The sequence below is a fragment of the Blautia sp. MSJ-9 genome (assembly GCF_018919065.1).
Lineage (GTDB): Bacteria > Bacillota > Clostridia > Lachnospirales > Lachnospiraceae > Blautia_A.
On the sequence record NZ_JAHLQG010000047.1, the window covers coordinates 47,208 to 63,714 of the forward strand.

The 16,507-nt window shown below is 45.1% G+C and carries 11 protein-coding genes and 2 pseudogenes; all 13 read left to right on the forward strand.

Annotated features, from left to right (window positions below; genetic code table 11):
• The first annotated feature begins 41 nt into the window (after positions 1-41).
• The 13 genes and pseudogenes from KQI87_RS13570 to KQI87_RS13630 all read left to right on the forward strand — a co-directional run bounded on the left by KQI87_RS13570 (position 42) and on the right by KQI87_RS13630 (position 16,377).
• Positions 42-995: a carbohydrate ABC transporter permease gene (locus tag KQI87_RS13570; RefSeq protein ID WP_216460606.1), complete on the forward strand. Its 954-nt coding sequence runs from the start codon at positions 42-44 to the stop codon at positions 993-995.
• A gap of 3 nt (positions 996-998) precedes the next feature.
• Positions 999-1,844 (forward strand): carbohydrate ABC transporter permease, encoded by an 846-nt coding sequence (locus KQI87_RS13575; RefSeq protein ID WP_055059513.1) that lies wholly within the window; start codon positions 999-1,001, stop codon positions 1,842-1,844.
• An 84-nt stretch (positions 1,845-1,928) separates the two neighbouring features.
• Positions 1,929-4,424 carry a glycoside hydrolase family 3 protein gene (locus tag KQI87_RS13580; protein WP_216460607.1) on the forward strand — a complete coding sequence of 832 codons (2,496 nt, stop codon included), beginning with the start codon at positions 1,929-1,931 and terminating at the stop codon, positions 4,422-4,424.
• Positions 4,425-5,177: 753 nt separating this feature from the next.
• Positions 5,178-5,459: pseudogene (locus KQI87_RS13585) on the forward strand (DEAD/DEAH box helicase family protein); the annotation flags it as partial.
• A 254-nt stretch (positions 5,460-5,713) separates the two neighbouring features.
• Complete coding sequence (locus KQI87_RS13590) at positions 5,714-5,983, forward strand: hypothetical protein (protein WP_055067221.1); 270 nt, start codon at positions 5,714-5,716, stop codon at positions 5,981-5,983.
• The gene (locus tag KQI87_RS13595; RefSeq protein WP_055067222.1) at positions 5,967-6,377 is read left to right on the forward strand and encodes a type II toxin-antitoxin system VapC family toxin; all 411 of its coding nucleotides are present in this window, start codon (positions 5,967-5,969) and stop codon (positions 6,375-6,377) included. Before KQI87_RS13590 ends, KQI87_RS13595 begins: the two co-directional genes overlap by 17 nt.
• 1,699 nt (positions 6,378-8,076) lie before the next feature.
• Positions 8,077-9,093, forward strand: coding sequence for a LysR family transcriptional regulator (locus KQI87_RS13600; RefSeq protein WP_216460608.1), 1,017 nt, complete (start codon positions 8,077-8,079; stop codon positions 9,091-9,093).
• Between the two features lie 183 nt (positions 9,094-9,276).
• A complete protein-coding gene (locus KQI87_RS16665; protein ID WP_253292530.1) occupies positions 9,277-9,750 on the forward strand; it encodes a hypothetical protein in 474 nt (157 codons plus the stop codon).
• 660 nt (positions 9,751-10,410) lie between these two features.
• A pseudogene (gene garR, locus KQI87_RS13610) lies at positions 10,411-11,316 on the forward strand (2-hydroxy-3-oxopropionate reductase); the annotation flags it as partial.
• A gap of 42 nt (positions 11,317-11,358) precedes the next feature.
• Complete coding sequence (locus KQI87_RS13615) at positions 11,359-12,261, forward strand: dihydrodipicolinate synthase family protein (RefSeq protein WP_216460610.1); 903 nt, start codon at positions 11,359-11,361, stop codon at positions 12,259-12,261.
• A 91-nt stretch (positions 12,262-12,352) separates the two neighbouring features.
• Complete coding sequence (locus KQI87_RS13620) at positions 12,353-13,876, forward strand: UxaA family hydrolase (protein WP_216460611.1); 1,524 nt, start codon at positions 12,353-12,355, stop codon at positions 13,874-13,876.
• A gap of 23 nt (positions 13,877-13,899) precedes the next feature.
• The gene (locus tag KQI87_RS13625; RefSeq protein WP_216460612.1) at positions 13,900-15,138 is read left to right on the forward strand and encodes a glycerate kinase type-2 family protein; all 1,239 of its coding nucleotides are present in this window, start codon (positions 13,900-13,902) and stop codon (positions 15,136-15,138) included.
• Between the two features lie 21 nt (positions 15,139-15,159).
• Positions 15,160-16,377, forward strand: a complete 1,218-nt coding sequence (locus KQI87_RS13630) for an FAD-dependent oxidoreductase (protein ID WP_216460613.1) — start codon at positions 15,160-15,162, stop codon at positions 16,375-16,377.
• Positions 16,378-16,507 lie beyond the last annotated feature (130 nt).

Sequence of the window (16,507 nt, forward strand, 5' to 3'; positions counted from 1 at the left end):
GTGTGTCTGGCACTAATATGTAAAGGAAGGAATGCTGAACTATGAAAAAAAAGAAAAGCATCAGCTATGCAAAATGGGGATACATCTTTATCCTTCCATTTTTTATAACTTTTTTAATCTTTTCTTTGATTCCGCTGGTAGATACTGTACGTTATAGTTTCTATGAATATTATCGTTCAGGAATTAAAGAAATCGGACCGAATTTTATTGGAATGGCAAACTATCTGAGTCTGTTGAAGTCAGATATGTTCAAATACGGTGCTAATACACTGATTCTGTGGGTAATCGGATTTGTACCGCAGATCGTGATCGCACTGGTTCTGGCATGCTGGTTTACAGATGCGCGTCTGAAGATCCATGGACAGCAGTTTTTCAAGGTTGTTATTTATCTTCCTAACCTGATCATGGCTTCTGCATTTGCATTATTGTTCTTTACCATGTTCTCTACCAACGGACCGATTAACTCTATTCTGATGTCTCTGGGATGGGTTAAAAAACCGATAGATTTCCTGGGTTCTGTAATCGGAACCAGATCTCTGGTCGGATTTATGAACTTCCTGATGTGGTTTGGTAATACAACAATTATGCTGATGGCTGCTGTTATGGGTATCAGTATGGATATTTTTGAAGCATCTGAACTGGATGGCTGTAACAGTATCAAGAGATTTTTCTATATCACACTGCCGCTGATCCGTCCGATCCTTGCTTATACACTGATCACATCTATCATCGGTGGTCTTCAGATGTTCGATGTTCCTCAGATTCTTACAAATGGACAGGGAAATCCGGACCGTACATCTATGACTCTGATCATGTTCCTGAACAGCCACTTAAAGAGCAAGAACTATGGTATGGCAGGTGCACTGTCCGTATATCTGTTTATTATCAGCGGTATTTTATGTATGATCGTATATAAGATGACAAATGACACAGACCCGGATGGTTCCAAGAAAGCTGCAAAGAAAAAAGCAAAAGAAGAAAGAAGGAGGAGATAAACTATGAAATCAAATACATCAGGTCGTGTGCGCAGTATTTTTGTTCATCTTGTGCTGATCTTTTTATCCTTCCTGTGTCTGTTTTTCTTTTACATTCTGATTGTAAATGCAACACGTTCCCATGCGGATCTACAGAAAGGATTTTCAGCACTTCCCGGAAAATATTTTCTTGAGAATCTGAAGAATGTGGCAAATGACGGAAGTTTCCCGATGTTCCGCGGTATTCTTAACAGTGTTGTTGTATCTTCCTGCAGTGCTGCACTTTGTACATATTTTTCTTCTTTGACAGCTTATGGTCTATATGCTTATGATTTTAAAATGAAGAAAGCAGCTTTTACCTTTATTATGGCAATTCTTGTTATGCCTACACAGGTAACAGCAATGGGATTTTTACGACTGATCACAAAGATGGGAATGTATGACTCTTTACTTCCGCTGATCATTCCATCCATTGCATCTCCGGCAGTCTTTTACTTTATGTACAGTTACCTTCAGTCTTCCCTTCCTTTATCCCTTGTGGAAGCGGCAAGAATTGATGGCTCCGGAGAATTCAGAACCTTTAACAGTATTGTACTTCCGATCATGAAACCGGCAGTAGCAGTACAGGCAATCTTTACTTTCGTAGGATCCTGGAACAATTACTTCGTTCCTGCCCTGATCATTCAGTCAAAGAGCAAAATGACAGTGCCGATCCTGATCGCAACTCTGCGTGGTGCTGATTATATGAACTTTGATATGGGTAAAATTTACATGATGATCACTGTTGCGATCGTGCCAATCATTATTGTATATCTGCTTTTATCCAAATACATTATTGCAGGTGTAACACTTGGTGGTGTAAAAGAATAATGAGAATTAAGAACCCCCATAGAGAGAATGCTATGGAGGTTCTTTTCATGAGAATTATAATATTAAAAACAGGAGTATAATTATATGAAGAAATGGATTTACAGTGGAACTAGAGAAGAACAGCCGTCAGAGAGAGAACTGATGCATGGAAAGCTTGCCAGAAAAGCGGCGTCAGAAGGCATTGTTCTGCTGAAAAATGAAGGAATCCTTCCATTAAAGAAAGATACAGCTGCTGCATTTCTTGGGTATGGAGCAGAGAAAACCGTAAAGGGTGGAATTGGTTCTGGAGATGTTAACAACAGAAAGAATATTTCTATTTATCAGGGACTGAAAGAAGCAGGAGTAAAAATTGTAAGCGAAGACTGGATCAGCGATTATCACAATCGCTATGAGCAGGCGAGAGAGGCGTGGAAAGAAAAAGTTCTGGAAGAAGCTAAGAAAGTAGATAATCCTTTTGATGCCTATGCAGAGAATCCTTTTGCAATGCCGCTGGGACGTAAGGTGGCAGAGGAAGATATCTGTGAAGCAGATGTGGTGATTTATGTGATCAGTCGTATTTCAGGAGAAGGAAAAGACCGCCGCAAAGTAAAGGGAGATTACTATTTAAGCGAGAGAGAAGAGGAAGATTTACGTTATCTTGCAGAAATGAACAAACCTGTGATCCTTATTCTTAATGCAGGTGGTCCTGTGGAGCTGACAGATATTCTGGAACAGACAGACAATATAAAAGGAATCTTAAATATTTCTCAGCTTGGTCAGGAAGGGGGAGATGCCCTGGCTGATGTACTTCTGGGAAAAGAAGTGCCGGGCGGTAAACTGACAACAACCTGGGCAAGGCGCTATGAGGATTATCCGGTATCAGAAGAATATGGATATCTGAACGGAAATCTGGAAAAAGAAGATTACAGAGAAGGTATTTTTGTAGGTTACAGATATTTTGACAGTTTTGATAAAAAAGTACTGTTTCCGTTTGGATTTGGTCTTTCTTATACTTCGTTTGAAATCAAATGCTGTGGGATGAATATGGAAGAAGGTAAGCTCAGAGCAGAAGTTCAGGTTACAAATACGGGAAAGAAATATGCAGGTAAAGAAGTAGTACAGATTTATGTTACACTTCCGCAGACAGGACTGGAAAAGGAGTATAAAAGACTGGCCGGATTTGCGAAGACCAGACTTCTGAAACCGGAGGAAAGGCAGACACTTATCGTAGAAATTTCACAGAAACAGCTGGCTTCTTTCTGCGAGGAAACACATACATGGATAATAGAAAAAGGCAGCTATGGTATCCTGATCGGAAACAGTTCTGATAAACTGGAACAGGAAGCGGTTTTGGTAATTTCAGATACTTCAGTGTTGGAGCATACGGATGCAATTTGTCCGTTGCAGGAAGAACTGAGACAAATTCATATGACAGAAGAACTCAAAGAAAAACTTATGCAGCAGGAGAAAGAACTGAAAACAGCACAGGTGCCGCAATATTGTTTTAAACCTGTAATGTTGCCGGAAAAATCAGAAAATGACGGGGAAAATCAGGAAAACCTGACAGAGGAAGAAAAGAGATTGTTTTCTGTTCTGGAAGGCAGATCTGTTGAAGAACTGATTCCTCTGCTTTATGGAAAAATTTCAGAGAATATTAGCACTCTGGGTGCAGCGGGAATCCGCGTACCGGGATCAGCAGGTGAGACCAGTGGTGCTCTGGAGGAGGATGGAATCCCGTCTCTTGTTATGGCAGACGGTCCGGCAGGAATCCGCCTCAGACAGTGGTATGAGGTAGATAAAGAGACAGACAGCATCTATGAAATGGGAGTTCTTGGTTCACTGGAAAATGGAATTCTGGAACCTGGTGTGCATCATGAGAATGCAGATACTTATTATCAGTACTGTACTGCTTTTCCGGTAGGAACAGCACTGGCACAGACCTGGGATACAGATCTTATGACAGAGTTTGGAAAAGCAATCGCAGAAGAAATGGAAGAATTTCATGTAAATCTGTGGCTTGCACCGGGTATGAATATTCACAGAAACCCATTATGTGGAAGAAATTACGAATATTATTCAGAAGATCCGTATCTGTCAGGTATGCTTGCAGCGGCAGTGACCAGGGGAGTCCAGAGTAAGCCGGGATGCGGTGTGACAATTAAGCATTTTGCATGCAATAATCAGGAAGATAACCGTATGGGCGTAGACTCCTGTGTATCAGAGAGAGCACTCCGGGAAATTTATCTTCGTGGCTTTGAGATTGCAGTAAAAGAAGGAAATCCTGTTTCTATTATGACTTCCTATAATCTTATCAACGGTATTCATGCGGCGAACAGCAAAGATCTGTGCATGACAGTTGCCAGAAAAGAATGGGGATTTGACGGAGCAATTATGTCAGACTGGAACACAACAGTTCCGGAAAATGGAAGCGTTCCATGGAAATGTGTGGCAGCAGGCAATGACATTATCATGCCTGGAAATCCGGATGATGATAAGAATATTCGCCAGGCATATAAAGAAGGTAAACTTACAGAAGAAGAAATCCGAAATTGTGCCGGACATCTGGCAGTTATGATCTGCAGATTGAACAAAAACAATTAAAATCAGATCATTTTTTTCATAGAATGACGTAAAAATCTGAAGGACTGTAGCTGGTTCTTCAGATTTTTTAGTTACTGTTCTTTATCCAAATATCCCGGACACTCTGTCATATATATTTGCCGGATCTTCAAGGCGCATCAAAACAAGCATGCTCATGCATTGACAGAGATGATCGATACTTTCAAAACTTCTAAATGTCATGGCCTGCGCCTGTTTCCGTATATAATTCCTTAGAAGCCTTTCGGCTTCATTATTCGTGGCAGGTACCCGGATGGGTGATTTCCATACCATAAACGGTATAATTGCAGAACGAATTTAACATGGTTTCTGACAGCATAGAAATTATGCATATCACAGATATAGTTGATAACTATGGATGTGTATGGAGATAATGGAAATATTATAGCTGAGGAGATCCCGCCTGAATTGCTTTTTTATATGGAAGAAGTTTTCCTGAAAAAGAAGGAGCTTGATACAGAAATTGTTCTGGATACAATGATAAATGTAGATAAATTTTTAAAGAACTAATGTTCGCATCATATATACAATTTCAAATTTCCATGATATAATATTTTTTACATTTGAGTGTTAATTCGTCCACGTTAGTTTTACTACTTTTTACCAGTCTATAAAATGTCAGGTGGTGAACAAAATTCGTCGAGAGGTGTATTCGGGTAAAATCAGGAAATGCGCTTCGACGAATTTCTGCCTGATAGATGAACTTTTTTGATATAAAAATCAGGAGGTGCTTTTGTGCAAAATTCACAACAAATCTTCAAATTACACTCCGAATACAAACCCACCGGTGACCAGCCTCAGGCAATCGAAAAACTGGTCAAGGGCTTCAAGGAAGGCAACCAGTTTGAGACTTTGCTTGGTGTTACAGGTTCCGGTAAGACCTTCACCATGGCGAATGTCATTGCCCGGCTCAACAAACCAACTTTGGTACTTGCCCACAACAAAACCCTGGCAGCGCAGCTCTACGGCGAGATGAAGGAATTCTTCCCTGAGAACGCAGTGGAATACTTTGTTTCCTAGTATCTTGATATTGATTTATGCACTATATATTGATTGGATAATGCAGAATAACACTATATAAAGTAAAATAAACGATAGGTTAAACGCAAATGGACATGATGGATTGGTTATAACGGTGAACAAAATTCGTCGAAGAAAGTAGTAGAATTGATACATGAAAAATATTGATTGAGAAACAGGTGTAAAGCAGTTATAATTAAAGTAGGAAAATAATGATTTGCATAAAATGATAAGGAAAGGCGGTGTATCATATGACTATGTTACAGGAGCAGGCTGTTCAGATGATTCAGGATATGTCCGATGATAATGTAGGCTTTCTGATTGAAGTGATTCAGCGATTAATACCAAAGAAAACATATACCAGTGTTATTTATCCGTCTCAGAAACCAGATGAAAAAATGCAGGCGTTTAAAGAACTGGTAGCTACCAGAAGTGAAGCAAAAAAATATTTGCCGGATGACTTTGATCCGGATGCAGAGCTGGAAGCAGCAAGAAGGGAAAAATATGGTAGTATTGATTGATACGAATGTAATTATTGATTTTCTTGTTGCAAGAGAACCGTTTTACGATTCTGCGTTGCATGTGATGGAGAAATGTGCATCTGGAGAAGCAGAGGGATATATAGCATTTCACTCTTTGCCTAATCTGTGGTACATTCTCAGAAAAGTCCCAGCAGAGACAAGAAGATCATGGTTAGAAAAGGTCTGCAAGATTCTAAAAGTAGCGTCTGCATCTCAGGAAGCAGTCATGAAAGCTATTAAGATGGATAACTTCAAAGATTTTGAAGATTGTTTGCAGGACAGATGTGCCGAGGAGGTTTCGGCAAATTATATAATTACTCGAAATACCGCAGATTTTGAGGCTTCTGTAGTGTCAGCTATAGAACCTGATGAATGGCTAAAGAAATTAAATTGAAAGAAAAATCCCTCGGAACATTTCTGAGGGATTTTATAAATGTAAGACGTTTAATAAGCAGGGACTGTGATGTTCGGGATGGGCAGAATCTTGTGATCTACGGTCACAAATGAAAAGCGGTGTGATATTCGGGACGTTGGATGAATACGTCGCTCTTTCCTACTGCAAGGAGCATCCGGCTGTTCTTTTCCAGAATCCCGACGGCGTCTATTCCTAAACTGTCATGGCAGTATTAAAGTCAGATGTGTCCATGTTCCTGTTCCAGCAGATGGTATTTCAGGAATCGGACGGACTCTCCCAGTATCTATTACAGGCAAAGGCACTGCAGCTGTTCGAAGAACGGGCAGATGATAGCTACTGATCCGAAGCAGATACTTACTCTGGTAACGTGTTCTTATGAGTGGGACGGCGCCAGGAATATCGTGATAGCTGTCCGGGAGTAAAATTTTGAATCGTAAAGAACTTCGAGCTACTTTAACGACACTGTTGACCTTGCTACAATGTTGAAGTATAATACCCCTTATGAGAAATTGGGTTCCGAAGAGCGGTGTGGCGACGATGAAATTCCGTTTTTTCAGCCGGGCATCCTGATCATGGTGAAAAAGGAATACCGTTTCCGGGTATGGATCCCCATATCATGCAGGTGGTAGTCATTTAGAATCCGATTGTTTACTCTTTCACAGAAAGTGCGGTTATTGTAAATCTTCTTATATTCATCCGTATCTCTTGGTAACGGGGGGATAGAGCCGGATATCCCAGTGCGCATCCGGATCTGAGAAGTGGCGTTGACAGTGACAAAGTATGATTCCGTTTTCCACGTACCTGCAGACTTTATGACCATGAGGGGATGCGTGGGAATGGATGCAGGTGCCGTCGCCGGAAAGGGGAAGCCCGTCTACAGGGATGAGTCTGTCTCTGAGTGAGGGGAGGATTGCAGCGAGACGGAATACCTGCTGGAACTGTTCTTCATAGAAGGGAAAATTTTCATGTTGCAGGGCATAAGCGGTTATGGTATCAGTAATACCGGAATGCCTGTTGGGAAGCTTCTTGCCTTTACCGGGCTTACTGGAAGGCTTTGGATTGGGCTCAGAGCTTGTCTATAAAGTCGAAATAAGATCCCAGGGGCGGAAGTGAGTCCGTGGAACAGCCTATAAGTGTGGCAAGCAGGTTGTCTGGCCTGAGTTTCTGAAGCCAGAGGGTAAGTCTGGTGAAGCCCAGGTTTACCATAAGGATGAGGGGCGGATAATCTGAGCCTGGTTTTGGCGGGTCTACCGATTGGAGAATAGGAAGCAGAATGATATTCCATAACAGGATCGAGATTCAGCAGGCGGAGCTTTTGACGGACATGGCCGAATTCAAGCTGAAGCCTTGTGCGATGGGAAGAATCAAGATGTACTTTTGTCTCATGCAGAAAATTCAAATACTCCTGATGGGATTGCCAGTGAATCAACATATGTGTGTTCTCCTTTGGTATGGGTGAAAAGTGAAGGGTTCTCCTTAACCGAAAAGGCCGCGTTTCTTGATTAGGCATTTCAACCAAGAAACGCGACCACACAAACTGGCAGATTTGTTAATAAATATTTAAAAAACTTATGAAAATATAGAAAAAAATAGAACCACTGAAAAGTGGAGGTGAAGAAAAAATGGAGTGCTTTGGAAATGCAGAGTTTTCAAGGATTGTGAGTTTCCGAGAGTACTCATGCAAAGAAAAGAGGTGAATGGTCGAGAGGGGCTTCTCGACAGGAAGATGGACTTTCGATATTTGGAATATTTTGTGGAAATTGCAAGAGAAAACAATATTTCACGTGCAGCTGAGAGATTACATGTATCTCAATCCGCTGTCAATCAATACCTGTTAAAACTGGAAAAGGAACTGAATACACAACTTTTTATTCGTACTCCTCGCAATTGGCAACTAACAAAAGCGGGAGAAGTGTACTTGGAAGGTTGCCGTAAAGCCTTGCTAATCCGACAAGATACCTACCGTCAGATTACGGAAATCATCCAGTCTCATAAGACAAAGCTGACCGTAGGACTCACACCCAATCGCGGTCTCGTCATGTTTACGTCAATCTTCCCTAAACTTCACGAAAAGTATCCAGAGCTCACCATAACACCCATCGAGCTGAACGCTCAAGAGCAAATGAAGGCCATGGCATATGGGAGAATTGATTTGGGATTTATGGTGCAGCGGGAGAATAAGATTTCACAGTACACATGCATTGATCTTTGCGCGGAGGAAATGGTTGTTCAGGTTCCAATTTCCCATCCGATCTGTCATTCAATCAAAGAACCTGAGGAAATTGCGATTGCTCCCTGCGGAGAGTACCCCATACTCCCGACGATTGATTTATGTCATTTACGCGAGATGCCATTTGTGTTAACAAGAGAAGGTTCTTCCGGGGGTGTCCTGCGTGAAATAAGCGACAGTGTCTTCCAAGAAGCTGGTTTTACCCCTAATGTTCTGATGGACACCACAGAAACTCCACATATTGTTCAAATGGCTAAGATTTGTGAATGTTGCGGTATCATACCCAGATATTACGCAGATACGAACAGCTCTGCTTTTCGTTATTTTGCGTTGCCGAGTCACCCAATATGGCATCTTTTAATTTTCTATCGTTCAGACGGTTTCCTTACGCAGGCTTCAAAAGACTATATTTCCTTGGCAAAAACATTCTGGACACAGCACTTGATTCCGCCTCAAAAAAACTGAACTCTCCGAAAAATGCTCCGTACTTGTTAGCTTCTTCAAATTTTACGCCTTGAAAGCTTTTCTTATAAAAATAATTGATTTTTTCCCGTAAATAAGTGATTTTACTTACTTTTTTACGGGATTTTTTTACAATTAATTAAGGTAATTAAGGCGTAAATGCATCTTGAAAGGAGAGGGCCATGTTTGTATGAATCAGACGAAGAAGAGCGATACTTCCACCTTTTTCACAGCAGTACAAAAGAAGGGGATGAGAGGGCGCTGCTTGCTTGCCAAAAAGCTCCGAAAATGAAATCGCATCTTATGAAACACACAAATGAAGTGATCGATTTCAGTCCAGGCTTCCGCCATTACTATATCCTTCATTATAATGAGCAGAATAGAGTATTTCAATTTCCGGAGGACCGGACAGATGTGATCGAACGGGAAAATGACCTGAGCGGCTATTTCTGTATCATCACTTCAGAAAAGATGACGGCAAAAGAGGCGCTGGAAAGCAGACCGAATTTCATGACTGTTCCAGCAGCAATCCGGGAACTGGAAAAGATAGAGATGGTAAGGCTGACAGATAACAGGTATCGGCTAGACCATGCAGTAACCGCAACACAGAAGACAATACTGAAAGCATTTGATATGGATGCAAATGTGATCAAGTATTAGGCAGCCGAAATAAGCAGAATACTGAAGGAGGCAAAATAAATGTCACGTGGTAGAAGAACCCCAGCTGCAGAAACGCTCTGCTAGCAGATAGAAAAAGCACAGGAAAAAGTAATCAAAACAAAGGATGCTTATGATAACGCAGTCGACCAGCTTCAAAAGTTGTTGGATAAGCGTGACGCACAAAGAAAAGATGATATCTGGGAGGCAATCATAAAAAGTAAAAAATCATACGAAGAGAATCTGAGATTTATCACAGATGTATCCGAATCAGAGGTATAACCTATGGTAGGAACTAGAAAGGCATTGACAATGGATGAAAAATAGAAAAGGTACAAGCAAAAGTCTTTAATACTTGGAACCGTATCACAATGCCATAATTGAATAGTAAGGTGATTCGTTATTGAATTAAAAAAATCCCAATTTTGTACATCTTGCACAAAATTGGGATTTTAAGATGTAAAATTTGAATAAGCTAACAGTGCTGTGGCGGAGCATTTTTTTTGTTCATCGGCAATATGTATAAGAAAAACTTAGAGTTCTCTAAAATATCAGCGTTTTACTTATTGCAGACGCTATGATATACTCCAAATATAAAGATCGCCTGATACTAAGTAGGTGAAAAAGAATGCCTAAAGCAAAAGGAAGAGGCAAAACACAAAAAATATGATAACGGAGGTTATAAAAATGAAAATTGGTTTTATTGGAATGGGCATTATGGGAAAGCCCATGGCAATCAATCTCGTCAAAGCGGGCTATGATGTGACCGTCTCTAACCGTAGCATGGCAAAGTGTGATCCCGTGGTTGCCCTCGGTGCCAAGGCTGGCAGTTACATCGAGGTTGCCGAGAGTTGCGACGTGATCATCACCATGCTCCCCAACGGGCCTCAGGTCAAGGCTGTCATGCTGGGTGAAAATGGTGTAGCCGCACACATGAAGCCTGGTTGCACCTTTATCGACATGAGCTCAATCAATCCCGTGGACTCTAAGGAATTGAGTGAGGAGGTCGCCAAATGCGGCGTAGAGATGCTAGACGCTCCGGTTTCCGGCGGCGAGCCAAAGGCCATTGACGGCACACTCTCTATCATGGTAGGCGGCAAGCGGGAGGTTTTCGACAAGTATAAGGATATGCTGGGGGCGATGGGCAGTTCTGTCGTCCGTTGCGGCGACGTTGGTGCGGGTAACACCACGAAACTCGCAAATCAAATTATAGTGGCGTGCAACATTCAAGCTCTGGCTGAAGCACTGACCCTGGCTCAGAAGGCTGGCGTAGATCCCAATCTGGTCTTTGATGCCATCAAGGGCGGTCTCGCCGGTTCTACGGTCATGAATGCCAAGGCTCCTATGATGATTGCCGGCAACGACAAACCTGGCTTCAAGATTGACTTGCACATTAAGGATTTGAATAATGCCCTCGACTGTGCCCACTCCGTCGGTGCGCCGGTGCCCATGACTGCCTCCGTGCAGGAAATTCTCCAGTGGATGCACAATCACGAAAGTGGCGGCAAGGATCACAGCGCTATCGCTCAGTATTACGAATACCTGACCGGTATCCGGATCGGTCGCTAAGAGGAACAACTATGGATACATCTTTCATTAGGGGGAACAACTATGGATACATCTTTTATTAAGGGGGTCGTAGTCCCGATCATAACACCCATTGATGCGGAGGAGCGGATCGACGAAGCCGCTTTCCGCCGCCAGATAGATTATGTGATAAACAGTGGTATGCACGGCATCCTGGTCTATGGCTCCAACGGCGAGTTTTATCAGATCGAGGAGGACGAAATGGAACGCGGCCTTAGGATCGCCGTTAATCAGGCGGCGGGCCGGAGCCCTGTATACTTCGGCATCGGCGCGATCAATACAAAGAAATGCGTGCGCCTTGCAAAAATGGCGGTCGCAAACGGCGCACAGGCCGTTTCCGTCCTCCAGCCTATGTTTTTAAAGCCCACGGACGATGAACTCTATGTCCACTTCAAAACTGTTGCAGAGGCGATTCCCGAGACTCCAGTACTACTTTACAACAACCCAGGCCGGGTCGGTTACTGTCTAAATGCTGCGCTCATTACGAAGCTTGCTCATAAGGTCTTCAACATCGTTGGTTTGAAAGACACTTCCGGCGATATTACCCTTACCGAGGAGTGTGTGCGCCTCAATCGCGATGTGGACTTCAAGGTCTTCGGAGGCAAAGATACGCTTCTCTATGCGAGTCTCTGCGTTGGCGCTGTAGGTGGTGTCTGCACTGCGGGCAACTTCATGCCGGAACTCATCGGCAGGGTTTATGAAAAGTATGTCGAAGGGGATCTGGCTGGCTCGCTCGAGGCACAGTTCACGCTCAACCCTGTCCGCCTTTCTATGGATGCCGCGTCGTTCCCCGTGGCAGCAAAAGATATGGCCAATCTCCGTGGCCTTGATGTAGGCGAGCCCTATCGCCCCAATCTATCTACCCCGGAGGGATCTGTGCTGGATCAAATCAAATCAACCATGCGTGAAGCTGGTTTGATTAGGTAAGAGGCACCATGTAAATTCCGACTATCGTACAGTCGTAAGAAAAAATGTGAATCAGCCTTGTTACGACAAGTGCTTTGTATTAGGAGGAACTATGGAAACACTCTGTATAAAAATCAACGAAAAAGACAATGTTGCGGTTGCCATCCGAGATATTCCTGCAGGAACGAGGCTTTCGGACGGCATAGTGACGTGTGAAAAAATTCCCCAGGCACATAAAATCGCTCTCACGGATATCCCAGAAGGCGAGGAAGTGATCCGCTACGGTGTTGTCCTCGGTACCATGCGGATAAACATGCCCCGTGGTGGCTGGATTAATGAGTCGAATCTCATCATAGCTCCCGCGCCGGATCTGGACAACATGGAGTTTGCTACCAATATTCGAACTGATTTACCTGAGCCTCCCGTCAAATCTTGGGAGGGCTATCCGAACCCTTGGGGTGACGGTCCTGCGGGAACAAGAAATATGCTCTGTATTAATACCACGGTTCAGTGTGTCACAGGCGTGGTCAATGAAGCGATTTCCCGAATCCGTCAGGAGATTTTGCCGAAGTATCCCAATGTGGACGATGTAGTGACCGTCAACCACCAGTATGGTTGCGGGGTGGCAATTGACGCACCTGAAGCGCAGGTTCCACAGCGGCTCATTCGCAATATTGCATTGCATCCCAATTTCGGCGGCGAGTTCATGTTAGTGAGCCTTGGCTGCGAAAAGTTCAATCCCGAGCGCTTTTGTACCTTATGGCCGGAGCTGAACACTCCCGAAAATGTGATTGTTCTCCAAGAGCACAAAGGGCGTGATGCCGTCATGAAGGCAATTTTGGACATGGCGGAGCGCAAGCTGAAGCGACTGAATGAGCGTAGGCGTGTCACGTTGCCGTTGTCATCGCTTCTGGTTGGAATGCAGTGCGGAGGCTCCGACGCATTCATGGGCATTACTGCAAATCCTACCGCTGGATATGCCGCTGATCTCATCGTATCAGGTGGCGGAACTGTAATGTTTTCCGAAGTGACGGAGGTGCGTGACGGCGTTCAAATGATCGCCCAGCGTTGCATTGATGAGAAGGTTGGTGCAAGGCTTGTTGAAGAAATGAAGTGGTATGACGCTTACTTGCGGGCGGGCGGCGTGGATCGCAGTGCGAACACCACCCCTGGAAATAAAAAAGGCGGGCTTTCTAATATTATCGAAAAGTCCATGGGTTCTATCGCCAAGTCTGGTACCTCTCCGATCGTAGAAGTGCTGTCTCCCGGCGAGAAGCCAACAAAGCATGGCGAGATCTTTGCCGCGACTCCGGCGTCAGATCTGTTCTGCGGACCCAGTCAGCTCGCAAGCGGCATGGGACTGGAGGTCTTCATGACTGGCCGAGGCACACCTTATGCTCTGGCAGCGGTGCCGGTGATAAAGGTATGTTCACGCAGCGAATTGAAAGAACAGTGGCCGGATATCATCGACTATGATGCGGGTCCCGCATCGCTTGGCAAAGCAACCATCGCGGAACAGGGTGAGGAACTGTTTAAACTGATCCTGGATGTGGCCAGCGGTCGTAAGCAACCTTTCTCCGAGCAGTATCGCTGGCACAATGATATCTGCATCTTTAACCCTGCACCGATTACCTGAGCCGATCAGAAGGAGGGGATTTTATGAACACTTCACTCAGAAAAGACGCAGAACAGATTGTACGCGAGAGCATTACCGCCGTATTGCCAGATGAAGCAGTTCGTCGGACTCTAAAAGACTACCGCCCTTCCGCAGGTAAGACTTTGCTCGTCGCTGTGGGCAAGGCTGGCTGGCAGATGGCAAAGGCGGCTGTGGATACACTTGACCAGTTGGATGGCGGGATTGTCATCACCAAATACGGCCATGTTAAGGGAGAACTCCCCGGCATAACCTGTTATGAGGCGGGGCACCCAGTACCCGATGAAAACAGTTTTGCCGCCACAAGAAGAGTACTGGAGCTGGTGGAAAAACTCACAGGCGATGACACTGTTATTTTTCTGATTTCCGGTGGAGGCAGTGCACTGTTTGAACTGCCCCTGATTCCAGAAGAAGAGATTAAGGACATCACGTTTCAGCTCCTTGCCAGCGGTGCGGACATTGTTGAGATAAACACCATTCGCAAACGCCTTAGCGCAGTTAAGGGAGGGCGCTTTGCTCTGGCTTGTGCCCCAGCAAAAATGTTGAGCATAGTGTTGAGCGACATCTTGGGCGACTCACTGGATATGATCGCCAGCGGTCCGGCCTACCCCGACAGTTCCACCTGTGCGGAAGCGAAGGCCATTGTGGAGAAATACGGCCTCAGGCTCTCTCCCGCAGCACTGCAGCTACTGGATCAAGAAACACCCAAATCGCTCGAAAACGTGGAAACCTATATCAATGGCTCCGTGCGCGCACTCTGCTCTGCCGCAGCGGCTGCCGCCAAAAAGCTCGGCTATGAACCGGTATTCCTGACGGATCAGCTCTCCTGTGAGGCACGGGAGGCGGGTAGCTTCCTCGCAAGCATTCTGAAAAGCCACGCAGGCGGTCATCAATCCATCGCGTTCATCGCTGGCGGCGAAACTGTGGTGCATCTTACCGGAAACGGCTGCGGAGGTCGTAATCAGGAACTTGCTCTTGCTGCAGTCCCCGGTATTTCGGGCATTCCCGGTGCCGCAGTTTTTTCGGTTGGCAGCGATGGAACAGATGGCCCCACGGACGCAGCGGGCGGCTATGTAGATCATGAATCACTTTCAGAATTTGAACTGCATAGGATTTCTATTTTTGATGTTCTGAAGAACAATGATGCCTATCACGCACTCAAAACAGTTGGCGGCTTGATCTTCACTGGGCCCACCGGCACCAACGTTAACGATGTTGCTGTGGCACTGTTGCGGGCGGAATAAAAAAACACAGGAGGAAGCACAATGGCACTACACATCAAGGAGGAAGCAAACCGTTGTTATCTCTGCAAAAAGCCTCTCTGCCAAGAGGGCTGCCCGATTCACACGCCAATCCCAGCGATAATCCAGCTTTTCAAGGAAAATAAGCTGATGGAAGCCGGCGAAATGCTCTTTAATAATAATCCTATGTCGATTGTCTGCTCTATCGTATGTGATCACGGCAGTCAGTGCATGGGTCACTGTATCCAGGGCAGGAAGGGTCAGCCGATCCAGTTTTACGAAATTGAGAGGTATATCTCCGATGCTTATTTGGATCGCATGGATACCGTCACTCCTGCGGAAAAAAAACAGTCTGTCGCCGTCATCGGGAGCGGGCCGGCTGGTATCACAGTCGCCATTATCCTAGCAAAGGCAGGTTATCGTGTGACGATCTTTGAAGAGCGTAACATGATCGGCGGCATGCTCCGCTACGGCATCCCGGATTATCGTCTACCCCATTCCGTGCTCGATCGCTATCACGATTGTCTGCTGAAAATGGGCGTGCAGATCCGCACTCATGTTGTTCTGGGAGGTGACCTGTTTATTGAAGATCTCTTCCGCGACGGCTATGCCTCCGTCTTTGTGGGCACCGGCGCATGGCGTCCAGCCCGACTTGGCATCCATGGAGAGACTCTGGCAAACGTTCATTTTGGGATTTCATATTTGGTGAATCCCGGTGCTCACAATCTGGGCAAAACGGTTGCCGTCATAGGTGCCGGCAATGTCGCCATGGATGTAGCCCGTACGGCTTTCCGCCACGGTGCTCAGCGCGTTATGCTATTCGAGCGCCGTCGCTCCTGCCGTGCCAGCGACCACGAACGCGAATTCGCAGAGCTTGATGGTACGGAGATTTTCTACGAAAAAGGCATCCAGCGCATTACGCCGGAAGGCCCCGTCTTCAAGCATACTCTGTTAGATGAAAACAACAGCATCATTGGCTATGAGGATGAGGATGAGTTGTTCAAGGCGGACAGCACCATCATCGCTGTCAGTCAGGGGCCGAAGGACAAGTTGGTCAAGACAACCGAAGGACTTAAGGCCAACAAGCGCGGCTGGTTGCTGGTGGACGGCAAGCAAATGACCACCCGACCAGGAGTCTTCGCCGCCGGAGATGTGGTACACGGTTCCCGCTCAGTTGTTCTCGCTGTTCGCGCCGCAGAAGAGGCTGCACAGGCCATGATCAACTATATGGAACAACAATAAAGAAAATCGTATTTTAGGATATTTCTGTCACTACCGATTCTTTGGATAATGTGGCTTCAATCTGGGCAAAGTCTTGCATTGAAGTGGTGTCCTGCTTTTTCAATTACAGGCACCATGCAGAGAGTTTCGG

Excerpts from the sequence above, each read along its gene's own strand:
- KQI87_RS13590 (WP_055067221.1), top strand. The coding sequence starts at position 5,714 with ATGACTATGTTACAGGAGCAGGCTGTTCAGATGATTCAGGATATGTCC.
- KQI87_RS13625 (WP_216460612.1), top strand. The coding sequence starts at position 13,900 with ATGAACACTTCACTCAGAAAAGACGCAGAACAGATTGTACGCGAGAGC.
- KQI87_RS13620 (WP_216460611.1), top strand. The coding sequence starts at position 12,353 with ATGGAAACACTCTGTATAAAAATCAACGAAAAAGACAATGTTGCGGTT.
- KQI87_RS13570 (WP_216460606.1), top strand. The coding sequence starts at position 42 with ATGAAAAAAAAGAAAAGCATCAGCTATGCAAAATGGGGATACATCTTT.
- KQI87_RS13575 (WP_055059513.1), top strand. The coding sequence starts at position 999 with ATGAAATCAAATACATCAGGTCGTGTGCGCAGTATTTTTGTTCATCTT.
- KQI87_RS13615 (WP_216460610.1), top strand. The coding sequence starts at position 11,359 with ATGGATACATCTTTTATTAAGGGGGTCGTAGTCCCGATCATAACACCC.
- KQI87_RS13580 (WP_216460607.1), top strand. The coding sequence starts at position 1,929 with ATGAAGAAATGGATTTACAGTGGAACTAGAGAAGAACAGCCGTCAGAG.
- KQI87_RS13595 (WP_055067222.1), top strand. The coding sequence starts at position 5,967 with ATGGTAGTATTGATTGATACGAATGTAATTATTGATTTTCTTGTTGCA.
- KQI87_RS13600 (WP_216460608.1), top strand. The coding sequence starts at position 8,077 with ATGCAAAGAAAAGAGGTGAATGGTCGAGAGGGGCTTCTCGACAGGAAG.
- KQI87_RS13630 (WP_216460613.1), top strand. The coding sequence starts at position 15,160 with ATGGCACTACACATCAAGGAGGAAGCAAACCGTTGTTATCTCTGCAAA.